This is a genomic window from Pseudomonas maumuensis (assembly GCF_019139675.1).
In the GTDB taxonomy this organism is placed as follows: domain Bacteria; phylum Pseudomonadota; class Gammaproteobacteria; order Pseudomonadales; family Pseudomonadaceae; genus Aquipseudomonas; species Aquipseudomonas maumuensis.
On the sequence record NZ_CP077077.1, the window covers coordinates 1,039,217 to 1,051,777 of the forward strand.

Annotated in this window: 12 protein-coding genes and 1 tRNA gene; 8 read left to right on the forward strand and 5 right to left on the reverse strand. The window is 61.9% G+C overall.

Going from position 1 to position 12,561, the window contains the following annotated elements; translation table 11 throughout:
• Window positions 1-665: 665 nt before the first annotated feature.
• Complete coding sequence (gene yaaA, locus KSS90_RS04840; protein ID WP_217868425.1) at window positions 666-1,445, reverse strand: peroxide stress protein YaaA; 780 nt, start codon at window positions 1,443-1,445, stop codon at window positions 666-668.
• Between the two features lie 149 nt (window positions 1,446-1,594).
• Between yaaA and KSS90_RS04845 the strand changes: the two genes are divergently transcribed.
• On the forward strand, window positions 1,595-2,713 hold the full coding sequence (locus tag KSS90_RS04845; protein ID WP_217868426.1) for a polysaccharide deacetylase family protein: 1,119 nt from the start codon (window positions 1,595-1,597) through the stop codon (window positions 2,711-2,713).
• Window positions 2,714-2,728: 15 nt separating this feature from the next.
• Here the strand turns inward: KSS90_RS04845 and KSS90_RS04850 are convergent, their stop codons facing one another.
• From KSS90_RS04850 to KSS90_RS04860, 3 genes are all read right to left on the reverse strand, one after another.
• Window positions 2,729-3,619 (reverse strand): bestrophin family protein, encoded by an 891-nt coding sequence (locus KSS90_RS04850; RefSeq protein ID WP_217868427.1) that lies wholly within the window; start codon window positions 3,617-3,619, stop codon window positions 2,729-2,731.
• 50 nt (window positions 3,620-3,669) lie between these two features.
• Window positions 3,670-4,374 (reverse strand): hypothetical protein, encoded by a 705-nt coding sequence (locus tag KSS90_RS04855; protein ID WP_217868428.1) that lies wholly within the window; start codon window positions 4,372-4,374, stop codon window positions 3,670-3,672.
• 121 nt (window positions 4,375-4,495) lie between these two features.
• Window positions 4,496-4,580 (reverse strand) — tRNA-Leu (locus KSS90_RS04860).
• A gap of 109 nt (window positions 4,581-4,689) precedes the next feature.
• Between KSS90_RS04860 and queA the strand changes: the two genes are divergently transcribed.
• The 6 genes from queA (at window position 4,690) to KSS90_RS04890 (ending at window position 10,763) form a co-directional block, all read left to right on the forward strand.
• Window positions 4,690-5,739 carry a tRNA preQ1(34) S-adenosylmethionine ribosyltransferase-isomerase QueA gene (queA, locus tag KSS90_RS04865; protein WP_217868429.1) on the forward strand — a complete coding sequence of 350 codons (1,050 nt, stop codon included), beginning with the start codon at window positions 4,690-4,692 and terminating at the stop codon, window positions 5,737-5,739.
• A 14-nt stretch (window positions 5,740-5,753) separates the two neighbouring features.
• On the forward strand, window positions 5,754-6,869 hold the full coding sequence (gene tgt, locus KSS90_RS04870; RefSeq protein WP_023629281.1) for a tRNA guanosine(34) transglycosylase Tgt: 1,116 nt from the start codon (window positions 5,754-5,756) through the stop codon (window positions 6,867-6,869).
• A 42-nt stretch (window positions 6,870-6,911) separates the two neighbouring features.
• A complete protein-coding gene (gene yajC, locus KSS90_RS04875; protein ID WP_023629280.1) occupies window positions 6,912-7,247 on the forward strand; it encodes a preprotein translocase subunit YajC in 336 nt (111 codons plus the stop codon).
• 64 nt (window positions 7,248-7,311) lie between these two features.
• On the forward strand, window positions 7,312-9,174 hold the full coding sequence (gene secD / locus KSS90_RS04880; protein WP_217868430.1) for a protein translocase subunit SecD: 1,863 nt from the start codon (window positions 7,312-7,314) through the stop codon (window positions 9,172-9,174).
• A 10-nt stretch (window positions 9,175-9,184) separates the two neighbouring features.
• Complete coding sequence (secF, locus tag KSS90_RS04885) at window positions 9,185-10,093, forward strand: protein translocase subunit SecF (RefSeq protein ID WP_217868431.1); 909 nt, start codon at window positions 9,185-9,187, stop codon at window positions 10,091-10,093.
• Between the two features lie 121 nt (window positions 10,094-10,214).
• Window positions 10,215-10,763, forward strand: coding sequence for a glycine zipper 2TM domain-containing protein (locus tag KSS90_RS04890; RefSeq protein WP_102682081.1), 549 nt, complete (start codon window positions 10,215-10,217; stop codon window positions 10,761-10,763).
• A gap of 69 nt (window positions 10,764-10,832) precedes the next feature.
• Here the strand turns inward: KSS90_RS04890 and suhB are convergent, their stop codons facing one another.
• Entirely contained in the window at window positions 10,833-11,651 is an 819-nt protein-coding gene (gene suhB / locus KSS90_RS04895) for a type III secretion system regulator SuhB (RefSeq protein ID WP_046854248.1), read from the reverse strand.
• A 151-nt stretch (window positions 11,652-11,802) separates the two neighbouring features.
• Between suhB and trmJ the strand changes: the two genes are divergently transcribed.
• Window positions 11,803-12,558: a tRNA (cytosine(32)/uridine(32)-2'-O)-methyltransferase TrmJ gene (gene trmJ, locus KSS90_RS04900; protein WP_217868432.1), complete on the forward strand. Its 756-nt coding sequence runs from the start codon at window positions 11,803-11,805 to the stop codon at window positions 12,556-12,558.
• The last annotated feature ends 3 nt before the right edge of the window (window positions 12,559-12,561 follow it).

The following is a 12,561-nucleotide window of genomic DNA, read 5'->3' on the forward strand; positions in this document are numbered from 1 at the left end:
AAATCCGGAGCGCAAAAAGTTATGCACTCAAAGTTGGCAGTCAAAGGCCAGTATTTAAAAGGCGTGCCCTGAAATGCAGCCGTCTTTATTGCAAATCGCTGTTCGCGAATTGCTGTGCTTGTTTTTTCAAGTGGATAAATCCTTTGAAATCAACCACTAGGACGAATTTTAGGGGCGCTTGTCTCCTGCATGGATTATGGCTTCAGGCACTTCCTGTACCGCCGTTGAAGTTCTCGGGCCGGTTAGGGATGGCGGCCCTTTGTCATCTGTAAGTCATTTCTCACGCTGGGCGCTTGAAACTCGTTACGGGTGCTATGAGCGATTGGGCGTAGCAGAAGTTCCTGGCACGTTTGCGCCATGGTTAAAGATTTCTAAATATTTTTTCAGGGGGAAATACTTTCAATCTGATAGCACGGCGCAGTTTCGTCCCCGTATATAAAGGGCGAAATCAAAGGGGGATGGTTTTATGCCAGCATGCAAAATTATTTTTCAAAATTCGTCAAAAAACTACGAACGGTCTTATGGCGTTTTGCGATAAGGATGTGCCTGATGATTTATTGGCGCTGGAAATTTGGCTGATGGCGTTTTGCAGTGTGCCCCATTGCGGGGCTGATGGGCTCATCGCGGGCTTGCCCCGCGATGAACTGCAAAGCGGCGCTGAAAAATCAGCCCTCAGCGTGATCGCGCAGGAATACCAGGTGGTCGGGTTTGGACTGCTCGGCGCTGTAGTAGTAGCCCTGTGCATCGAAGCGCTTGAGCTGCTCCGGGTCGTTGACCCGCTCCTGGATCACGAAGCGGCTCATCATCCCGCGGGCCTTCTTGGCGTAGAAACTGATGATCTTGTACTGGCCGTTCTTCAGATCCTTGAAGTCGACATCGATCACCCGCGCCTTCAGGGCGTTCTTCTTCACCGCGCTGAAGTATTCGTTGCTGGCCAGGTTGAGCAGCACGTCGTCGCCCTGGTCGGCCAGGGCCTGGTTCAGCCACTCGCTGATGCGCGTTCCCCAGAAGGCATAGAGGTCCTTGCCGCGGGCGTTGGCCAGCTTCGTGCCCATTTCCAGGCGGTAGGGCTGCATCAGGTCCAGTGGGCGCAGCAGGCCGTACAGGCCCGAGAGCATGCGCAGGTGATCCTGGGCATAGCTGAAATCGTCCTCGCCCAGGCTTTCGGCGTCGAGCCCGGTGTAGACGTCGCCCTTGAACGCCAGCAGCGCCTGCTTGGCGTTGGCCTGGGTGAAATCCGGGGTCCAGCTGCCGAAACGCGCGGCGTTGAGGCCGGCGAGCTTGTCGGAGAGGTGCATCAGCTCGGCGATTTGCGCCGGCGACAGCTCGCGCAGTTGCACGATCAGTTCCTGGGAGTCGTCCAGGTACTGAGGCAGGGTATGGCGTTGGATCACCGGCGGGGTGTCGTAGTCGAGGGTCTTGGCGGGGGAAATCACCGTCAGCATCGGGTCGGCTCCTGGAATCGTCGGGCGAATTCTACGGGGCTGCCGGCGCAACGCCAAACTATGGCGACGATAGTCAGCGAACATCGCCACAGGCAATGCTCGGCTGTCGCGTTATAGTGCGCGCCATGCCTTCAAGGAGAATGCACATCGTGCGTATCGCGTTTGCCCTGTTCGCCGGGCTGTTGAGCCTGGGTACACAGGCGGCCCCGGCCGACTTCGTCAGTTTCGACCGTGAGCGCTGGCCGGAGCAGTTGAACAGCCCGGCGCTGTTCGACGTGGCGTCGCGGGCGGAGATACTGTCGTTTGCCCGCGTGCTGCACGAAAGCGAGATGCTCGACGAGCAGGCGCTGAAGGCCCGGCTGGGCCTGCGCCAGATCAACCTGAATGTCGTGCGGGCAGTGCGCGCACGTCTGTGGCAGCGGCTGTGGACCAGCTATCAACAGGCGCAGCGCAGTTGCGAGCAGGACGCCTCATTCTGCTACCCGGTGGAATCCATGGCCGATTTACGTACACAGGCCGCCGTGTTCGCCGAAGATGTCGGCTCGTTCTACACCGAGTGGGTCGAACCCAGCCACCAGTTCCATACCCGTTACCTGGATGAGCAACTGCGCAAGGCTGCGCTGTTCCCGCAGACCACCAGTGAGGTGGCCAAGCTCTCCGATCGTGAACGCAATGGCGAGGAACTCAATGACCGGATGTTCCTGCTGACCTTCGTCAGTGGCCCGGCCCCCCAGGGCGGTAGCACCGATGCGTTGGCTGACTACCTGCGTCGGCAGAAGCTCGACGGGATTTTCTTCGTGCTCGGCAATCGCCTGCAGCAACGCCGCGATGCCGGCCCGCTGGGCGAGCTGTATGCCGGCCAGTGTGTGGGTATCCAGGGCTGGGAATACCGCTCCCATGCCCAGTGGCAGGATTGGCAGGATTCACTGCGGCGCAGCCAGGCACGGGTGCAGGCCGACCTGGCCGAGCAGTATGTGCCGCTGTTCCGTCCGCCCTATGGCCAGCGCCGCGCCGATGGCGAAGCGTTCCTGGACAGCCAGCAACTGCGGGTTTCACTGTGGGACATCGACGCCCAGGATGACGGGCCGCTGACCGCCGAGGCCTCGGCGCAGCGGGTGCTGACGCTGATGCTGTTGTGGCGCAAAGGGGTTATCCAGTTCCGTGACGGCTTGCCCAAGGCCCAGCCGGCGCTGGAGTGGTTGTTGCAGCACACGGCCCAGAGCGGGATCGGTTGGGAAGGCTGTCGGGAGTACGCACGGCGGGGGTAGGCAGCGGCCGGCGGCTCAAGGCACGCGGGCCGTACACTGCGCCTCACGTTGCATCGACTCCAGGTTGCGCTCGATGGTCTCGCAGATCGTGTCCATCGGGATCTGATGCTCGCTGATGCGAAACGGGCTCTGCAGGTCCGTGCCGATCCGTTCGATCGCCAGCAGCATGAAGCCGACCACCGTCGAAGCCAGCGGCGTGAACCAGCCCAGCGACTCCACCAGGCCCACCGGCACGATCAGGCAGAACAGCGTAATGAACAGCCGTGGGAAGTACACATAAGGGTAGGGCAGGGGCGTATTGGCGATCCGCTCCATCCCGCCCTGGGCGTTGGACAGGTCCACCAGCGTCGACTCCAGGCGCGCCAGGCGGATGCTGTCCAGCCGCCCGGCCTGGTATTCCTGGGCCAGCAGTGCCGCCGAACCGCTGAGGATATCGTTGGCGAAGTTGTTGGAGCGATTGCGCCGTTCGAACTCGCCGGGCGGTATGAAGGCCATCAGCTCGTCCGGGCATTTCTCGTTCTTGAGGTGGGCGGCCAGGCAGTTCACATAGGCGATATGCCGACGCAGCAAGGTCGCCTTCACCGGGTTCGGCCCGTCAGCCGGGTCGTCGACCAGCGTCAGTACCTGCCGGGCGAAACTGCGCGAGCTGTTCACCAGCGCGCCCCACAGCGTGCGCGCCTCCCACCAGCGGTTGTAGGCACTGCTGTTGCGAAAGCTCACCAGCACCACCAGCGCCGAGCCCAGCAGGGTGAGCGGGATCAGCGGCAGGCTGAACTTGCTGTTGAAGAACAGCATGAAGTCGATGGTGACCAGCACGTCCCAGATCAGCAGCCAGAACAGCGACCAGCCGATGTAGCCGAAGGTCTTGACCACCAGGCGGTACTTGCGGGCGAGGAGGGCTTTCACGTTGCGGGAACCTCGAAGCGGGGGATGCAGGTTCCGACGCCTACTCTCATTCAAAGTTCGGCAGAGGATCCACGGTCGCGGAAGCAGGGCGTTGATTTCTTGAGGTCATGACTCGCCAACTCAATGTATCTGATGATTCGCTGGTTGAAATGAGCGTGGTCACTTAGCAGTGCCTTGACGAGCAGGACGATAAGGATAAGCAACACGATGACTAGGATAGAAATCTTGCCAGCGCCAGACTCCCAGGATTCGCTTGCCTTGAGTACTTCGATCGAGAGCGGAGCGAGAAAGGTTACAAGTGCGATCAGTACCAGGCTTTGGGACAGGTTCAGGGACTTGGGCGGTGGCGTGCAGATTTTTGCGAACTCTGCCAGCCGAGCGGCTTGAGTGGCGGTCATGCCACTGTCCTGGAGGCGTTGCAGAAAGAGCGCATAGCGAAGAGTGAAGCTGCTTTTCAATGAGGATTGCGATGCGATGGCATGCAGGCGGTACAAGTCCTGATAGTAAGACAGACTGAAGATTTCCCGCGAGAGCCAAAGGGCAGTCATGCACAGTGCAACGCAAACTGCCAAGCCCAGTAGGAGGACGGGGCGGCCATGAAAGTCCGGCGCCTGTGTAAGCAGGATTGTCAGCAGGATGACACAAAGCCAAATGGGTAGCTTCTCGAGTCGGAACGGCTGGGTGAAAAGTGCCTGGAAGTAGCGGGGCCTACTGGCTCGATACGCTTTGAGTACTTCATTCCATTCTTCGAACACTGTGGGCTCCTGTCTGTTGATCCATCCTTTGCGTGCTGCCCACCCTCAAGGCGCCAGGCTGGGTGACCACTAAAATCCGCCCATAAAAAAACCGACCATAAGGTCGGTTTTTTCTGGATCTTGGTGCCCCGAGGGAGACTCGAACTCCCACTCCTTTCGAAAACGGATTTTGAATCCGCCGCGTCTACCAATTCCGCCATCAGGGCTTGTGGCGCCGCAGTATAGAGAGGTCGCCCAAGGCGGTCAATCGGCTTTCATGGTCAATTTTCACGCATTGGGCTAAACTTCCCGGCCCTGTCGAACCCGAACATCATCATGCGCGTCGCCGATTTTTCCTTCGAACTCCCCGATTCCCTGATCGCCCGCCATCCATTGGCCGAGCGTCATGGCAGCCGCCTGCTGGTGCTCGATGGCCCCAGCGGCGAGCTGGCCCACAAGCAGTTCACCGACCTGCTCGACTACCTGCGCCCCGGCGACCTGATGGTGTTCAACAACACCCGGGTGATCCCGGCGCGGCTGTTCGGCCAGAAAGCTTCCGGCGGCAAGCTGGAAGTGCTGGTCGAGCGCGTGCTCGATAGCCACCGCGTGCTGGCCCATGTGCGTGCCAGCAAGGCGCCTAAGGAAGGCGCGCAGATTCTCATCGACGGCGGTGGCGAGGCCGAGATGGTCGCCCGCCACGACACCTTGTTCGAGCTGCGTTTCAGCGAAGAGGTGCTGCCATTGCTCGAGCGCGTCGGCCATATGCCGCTGCCGCCGTACATCGACCGCCCCGACGAGGGCGCCGACCGCGAGCGTTACCAGACTGTCTACGCACAGCGCGCCGGCGCCGTGGCCGCGCCCACCGCTGGCCTGCACTTCGACGAGGCGCTGCTGGAAAAGATCGCCGCCAAGGGCGTCGAGCGCGCCTTCGTCACCCTGCACGTAGGGGCGGGCACCTTCCAGCCGGTGCGGGTCGACAAGATCGAAGACCACACCATGCATAAAGAGTGGCTCGAAGTGAGCCAGGATGTGGTCGATGCCGTGCAGGCTTGCCGCGCCCGTGGCGGGCGGGTGGTCGCCGTGGGCACCACCAGCGTGCGTTCGCTGGAGAGCGCGGCGCGCGATGGCGAGCTCAAGGCGTTCAGCGGCGACACCGACATCTTCATCTTCCCGGGCCGGCCGTTCCATGTGGTCGATTGCCTGGTCACCAACTTCCACCTGCCGGAGTCCACGCTGCTGATGCTGGTCTCGGCCTTCGCCGGTTACCCCGAGACCATGGCCGCCTATGCGGCGGCGGTCGCGAACGGTTACCGCTTCTTCAGTTACGGTGATGCCATGTTCATCACCCGCAATCCGGTGCCACGCGGCCCAGAGGATCAAGCATGAGTCGCACCTGTCGAATGTCGTTCGAACTGCTGGCCACCGACGGCAAGGCCCGTCGCGGCCGGCTGACCTTCCCCCGTGGCACGGTCGAGACCCCGGCCTTCATGCCGGTGGGCACCTATGGCACGGTCAAGGGCATGTTGCCGCGTGATATCGAGGCTATCGGCGCCGAGATCATCCTCGGCAACACCTTCCACCTGTGGCTGCGCCCGGGCACCGAAGTCATCAAGAAACACAACGGCCTGCACGATTTCATGCAATGGAAAGGCCCTATCCTCACTGATTCCGGTGGTTTCCAGGTGTTCAGCCTGGGCGCCATGCGCAAGATCAAGGAGGAAGGCGTGACCTTCGCATCGCCAGTGGACGGTTCCAAGGTGTTCATGGGGCCGGAAGAGTCCATGCAGGTCCAGCGCGACCTGGGCTCGGACATCGTGATGATCTTCGACGAGTGCACGCCGTACCCGGCCGAGCACGACGTGGCGCGCACCTCGATGGAGCTGTCGCTGCGCTGGGCCCAGCGCTCGAAGAATGCCCATGGCGACAACACCGCGGCGTTGTTCGGCATCGTCCAGGGCGGCATGTACCAGGACCTGCGCATGCGCTCGCTGGAAGCGCTGGTCAATATCGACTTCGACGGCCTGGCCATCGGCGGCCTGTCGGTGGGCGAACCCAAGCACGAGATGATCAAGGTGCTGGACTACCTGCCCGCGCAGATGCCGGCTGACAAACCTCGTTACCTTATGGGGGTAGGCAAGCCGGAAGATCTTGTAGAGGGTGTGCGCCGCGGCGTCGACATGTTCGACTGCGTGATGCCCACGCGCAACGCGCGCAACGGCCACCTGTTCGTCGACACAGGGGTGATCAAGATCCGCAACGCGTTCCATCGCCACGATGAATCGCCGCTGGATCCGACCTGCGATTGCTACACCTGCACCAACTTCTCCCGCGCCTATCTGCACCATCTGGACAAGTGCGGCGAAATGTTGAGCAGCATGCTGAATACCATCCACAACTTGCGCCATTACCAGCGCTTGATGGCCGGTTTACGCGAGGCTATTCAACAGGGTAAATTGGCCGCCTTTGTCGACGCCTTCTACGCCAAGCGCGGGCTTCCCGTTCCGCCTTTGGACTGACTGTTCGTAACCATTATTAGAAAATTCCATTAGGAGAGCCCAATGAGCTTCTTTATCCCCGCCGCCTACGCGGACGCAGCAGCCCCCGCCGCCGGCCCAGCCGGTACCGGCTTCGAGTGGATCTTCCTGGTCGGCTTCCTGGTCATCTTCTACCTGATGATCTGGCGCCCGCAGGCCAAGCGTGCCAAAGAGCAGAAGAACCTGCTGAGCAACTTGCAAAAAGGTGACGAAGTTGTCACCAACGGCGGCATCGCCGGCAAGATCGTCAAGGTTGCCGATGACTTCGTGGTCCTGGAAGTGTCCGACAATGTCGAGCTGAAGTTCCAGAAGGGCGCCATTGCCGCGACCCTGCCAAAAGGTACGCTCAAGGCTATCTGAGTTACCGGTTTCATTTTTCCAGTCGGGGCGCGCAAAGCGCCCCGCGTCTTGAACGGGCGGCGTGATGCTGAACAAATACCCTCTGTGGAAATACCTGCTGATCGTGGTGGTACTGGCGGTCGGCTTCATTTATTCCGCACCCAACCTCTATCCGGATGATCCGGCGGTGCAGATCAGCGGCGCCAGTTCCGCCCTGCATGTCAGCCAGGCCGACCTCGATCGCGTCACCAAAGCGCTGACCGATGCCGGTATCACCGTCAAAGGCGGCAACCTGGGCGAGAAGGGCAGTGCGCTGGTGCGCCTGACCAACCAGGAAGACCAGCTGCCGGCCAAGGATGTGGCGCGCAAGGCCCTCGGTGACGACTATGTCGTGGCCCTGAACCTGGCCCAGACCACCCCGCAGTGGCTGCGTAACCTGGGTGCCAGCCCGATGAAGCTCGGCCTGGACCTGTCCGGTGGTGTGCACTTCCTGCTGGAAGTGGACATGGACAAGGCCATGACCGCGCGCATGAAAGTCTACGAAGGCGAGGTCAAGACCTTGCTGCGCAAAGAGCGCGTCCGCTACCGCAGCCTGCCGCAGCAGGACGGCGGCATCATGCTGGGCTTCGCCGACGATGCCACCCGCGAACAGGCTCGTAGCCTGATCCGCAAGAATTTCAATGATTTCGACCTGACCACCACCGAGCGCAACGAGCTTGCCGTGCTGCGCCTGGCACTGACCCAGGCCAAGGTCGCCGAGATCCGTGAATACTCCATCAAGCAGAACCTGACCACCGTTCGCAACCGTGTGAACGAGCTGGGCGTGGCCGAGCCGCTGGTGCAGCGCCAGGGCGCCAACCGCATCGTGGTCGAGCTGCCGGGCGTGCAGGACACCGCCGAAGCCAAGCGTATCCTCGGCAAGACCGCCAACCTGGAGTTCCGCTTCGGTGCCGAGCCAGGCGCGTCCAAGGCCACCACCGAGGTGTTCGAGTTCCGCGAAGGCGGTCGCTCCGCTCCGGTCGAGCGCGGCCTGATCATCACCGGTGACCAGGTTACCGACGCCCAGGCCAGCTTCGACGAGCACGGTCGCCCGCAGGTGAACATTCGCCTCGACGGCCATGGCGGCGAGCTGATGAGCCGCGCCACGCGCACCAACGTCGGGCGCAGCATGGCGGTGATCTTCATCGAGCAGAAGCCGATCACCCGCTACGAGAAGCAGACCGTCGATGGCGTCGAGAAGGACGTTGCCGTACAGAGCTTCAAGGAAGAGAAGAAGATCATCAGTCTGGCGACCATCCAGTCGCCTTTGGGCAGCCAGTTCCGCATCACCGGCCTGAACGGCCAGGGCGAATCGTCCGAGCTGGCCCTGCTGCTGCGTGCCGGTGGTCTGGCCGCGCCGATGTACTTCGCCGAAGAACGTACCATTGGCCCGAGCCTGGGTGCCGACAACATCACCAAGGGTATCGACGCGTCCCTGTGGGGCATGCTGTTCGTCTCGCTGTTCATCATCGCCATCTACCGTGGCTTCGGCGTGATCGCCACCGTGGCCCTGGCGGGCAACATGGTCCTGCTGCTGGCGCTGATGTCGCTGCTGGGGGCCACGCTGACCCTGCCGGGTATCGCCGGTATCGTGCTGACCATGGGTATGGCGGTGGACGCCAACGTGCTGATATTCTCGCGTATCCGCGAGGAGCTCAAAGCCGGCATGTCGGTGCAGCGCGCCATCCACGAAGGCTTCAACCGTGCGTACACCGCGATCATCGACGCCAACCTGACCAGCCTGCTGGTCGGCGGCATCCTGTTCGCCATGGGTACCGGCCCGGTCAAAGGCTTCGCGGTCACCATGTCCCTCGGGATTTTCACCTCGATGTTCACCGCCGTCATGGTGACCCGTGCCATGGTCAACCTGACCTGCGGCGGGCGTGACATCAAGAAGCTGTGGGTTTGAGGGAGCTGCGATGAAAACCATCAACTTCATGGGCGTGCGCAATGTCGCGTTCGCCATTACCGTGCTCCTCACCGTGCTGGCGCTGTTCAGCTGGTGGCAGAAGGGCCTGAACTTCGGCCTGGACTTCACCGGCGGCACGCTGATCGAGCTCACCTATGAGCGCCCGGCGGACCTGGAGAAGGTGCGTACCGAGCTGGTCGGTTCCGGCTTCCACGATGCCGTGGTGCAGAGCTTCGGCGCCACCACCGACCTGCTGGTGCGCATGCCGGGCGATGACCCGCAGCTGGGCAATCGCGTGGCCGAGGCTCTGCAGAAGATCGGCGGCGACAACCCGGCTACGGTCAAGCGCGTCGAGTTCGTCGGTCCGCAGGTGGGTGAAGAGCTGCGTGACCAGGGCGGCCTCGGCATGCTCCTGGCCCTGGGCGGCATCCTCATTTACCTGGCGTTCCGCTTCCAGTGGAAGTTCGCGGTGGGTGCGATCATTTCGCTGATCCACGACGTGGTGGTGACCCTGGGTATCCTGTCGTTCTTCCAGATCACCTTCGACCTGACGGTACTGGCGGCGGTGCTGGCGATCATCGGTTACTCGCTCAACGACACCATCGTCGTGTTCGACCGCGTGCGCGAGAACTTCCGCGTGCTGCGCAAGGCCTCGCTGATCGAGAACATCAACATTTCGACCACCCAGACCCTGCTGCGTACCGTCGCCACTTCGGTGTCGACCTTGCTGGCCATCGCCGCGCTGCTGTTCTTCGGCGGCGACAACCTGTTCGGCTTCTCCCTGGCGCTGTTCATCGGCGTCATGGCGGGTACCTACTCGTCGATCTACATCGCCAACGTGGTGCTGATCTGGCTGAACCTGAGCAGTGAAGACCTGATCCCGCCGGTCAAGACCGACGGTGTGGACGAGCGCCCGTAAGGCTTAGCCCCGCGCCGTCTGGCGTAAAGAAAGGCGCGAGTGTTGAACTCGCGCCTTTTTTTTTGCTCCAAGGCTGGGAGAAGGCGGGCCCTATGCCCGCGGGTACGATCAGGAGGTTCACGTGAACAAATCAATGCTGGTGGGTGCGGTTCTGGGTGCTGTCGGTGTAACCGCCGGAGGTGCTGTGGCGACCTACAGCTTGGTGAACAAGGGGCCTGAGTACGCCCAGGTCACCGACGTGCAGCCGATCAAGCAGCAGGTGAAGACGCCGCGCGAGGTCTGCAAGGACGTCACCGTGACGCGCCAGGCGCCGGTCAAGGACCAGCACCAGATCGCCGGTACGGTGGTCGGTGCCATCGCCGGTGGTCTGCTGGGTAACCAGATCGGCGGCGGTACCGGTAAGAAGATTGCCACCGTGGCCGGTGCGGTCGGCGGCGGCTATGCCGGCAACAAGGTGCAGGAAGGTATGCAGGAGCGTGACACCTACACCACCACGCAAACTCGTTGCAACACGGTCAATGACATCAGTGACAAGGTCGTTGGCTACAACGTTACCTATTCCATCGGTGATCAGGTGGGCAAGGTAAAGATGGATCACGAGCCGGGCTCGACCATCCCGCTGGACAAGAACGGCAAGCTGATCCTGAGCCAGAATCAGCCGGGGCAGTGACGCAGGTTCAGTGCTCTTAAACGAAAAAAGCACCCCGAGGGGTGCTTTTTTTGTGCTCGCAATCTGCGCTTAGCGCTTCATGTGTTCCGGCAGGTGCGGCTGGATGGCAGTCAGCACGGCCTTGAAGCACTTGATGTTGCCCGCAACGATGTGGCCTTTCTCGAGGAATTCGTGACCACCGTTGAAGTCGCTGACCAGGCCGCCCGCTTCCTGGATCAGCAGCACGCCCGCGGCCATGTCCCACTCGGACAGGCCCGACTCCCAGAAGGCGTCGAAGCGGCCGGCAGCGACATAGGCCAGGTCCAGGCTGGCGGAGCCGGCGCGGCGGATGCCGGCGGTCTGGCCGGTGAGGGCGCGGAACATGCCCAGGTAGTTGTCCAGGTCGGCCATCTGGCTGTCACGGAACGGGAAGCCGGTACCCAGCAGGGCGCCTTCCAGGCTGGTGCGCGAGCTGACGCGCAGGCGGCGGCCATTGATCTGGGCGCCACGGCCACGGCTGGCGGTGAATTCTTCCTGGCGAACCGGGTCGACGATCACGGCGTGCTCGAGGCGGCCACGGTATTTGCAGGCGATGCTGACAGCGAAGTGCGGAACGCCACGCAGGAAGTTGGTGGTGCCGTCCAGCGGATCGATGATCCACAGGTAGTCCTTGCCTTCTTCGCCGGTGCCGGCGTGCAGGCCAGTTTCTTCGCCCTGGATGGAGTGGTTCGGGTAGGCCTTGCGCAGGGCCTCGACGATGACCTTCTCGGCGGCGCGATCAACTTCGGACACGTAGTCCTTGGCCTGTTTTTCGTCGACTTTGATGCTGTCCAGGCGTTCGATGGAGCGGAAAATCAGTTCACTGGCGCTGCGAGCGGCGCGCAGGGCGATATTCAGCATAGGCTGCATGGGAAGGTCACCTGGAGATGTTAAAGAGGAAAGCCGGCCATTCTAGCAGAAATCTTTGACGACAGAAGTGTCACATTTGCTTTCATGGCGTTACGCTGGTCGGTTCTGTAAGATCGAACCCTCCTTTTTCTGCATCCGAGAGCACGACACCTTGCTGCAAAATATTCGTGTTGTCCTGGTCAATACCAGCCACCCCGGCAACATCGGCGGCGCTGCGCGTGCCATGAAGAACATGGGCTTGTCGCGCCTGGTGCTGGTGCAACCGAAAGAATTCCCGGCCGCCGATGCCTCGGCGCGCGCCTCGGGGGCCGACGATGTGCTGGCCGGCGCCCAGGTGGTCGACAGTCTCGAGCAGGCGCTGGTCGGCTGCAGCCTGGTGATGGGCACCAGCGCCCGCGAGCGCAGCATCCCCTGGCCGTTGATCGGCCCCCGTGAGTGCGGCACCAAGGCGGTGGAGCACGCCCTGGGCGGTGAGGACATCGCCCTGGTGTTCGGTCGCGAACACGCCGGCCTGACCAACGAAGAACTGCAGCGATGTCACTTCCACGTGCACATTCCCTCCAATCCCGACTTCAGCTCGCTGAATCTGGCCGCCGCGGTCCAGGTGCTCGCCTACGAGGTGCGCATGGCCTCGTTGGCGGTGCAGGACGCGACGCCAAAGGTCGAGAAGGCGGACGCCAATGAGCTGGCGACCATGGACGAAATGGAGCTGTTCTATGACCACCTGGAAAAGACCCTGGTGGACATCGGCTTCCTCGACCCTGCCAAGCCCAAGCACCTGATGCCGCGCATGCGCCGGCTGTATGGGCGCAGCTCGGTCGAGCGTACGGAAATGAGCATTTTGCGCGGCATCCTCACCGAGACCCAGAAAGTCGTCCGGGGCGAGCCGCATAAACGGAAGGACTGAACG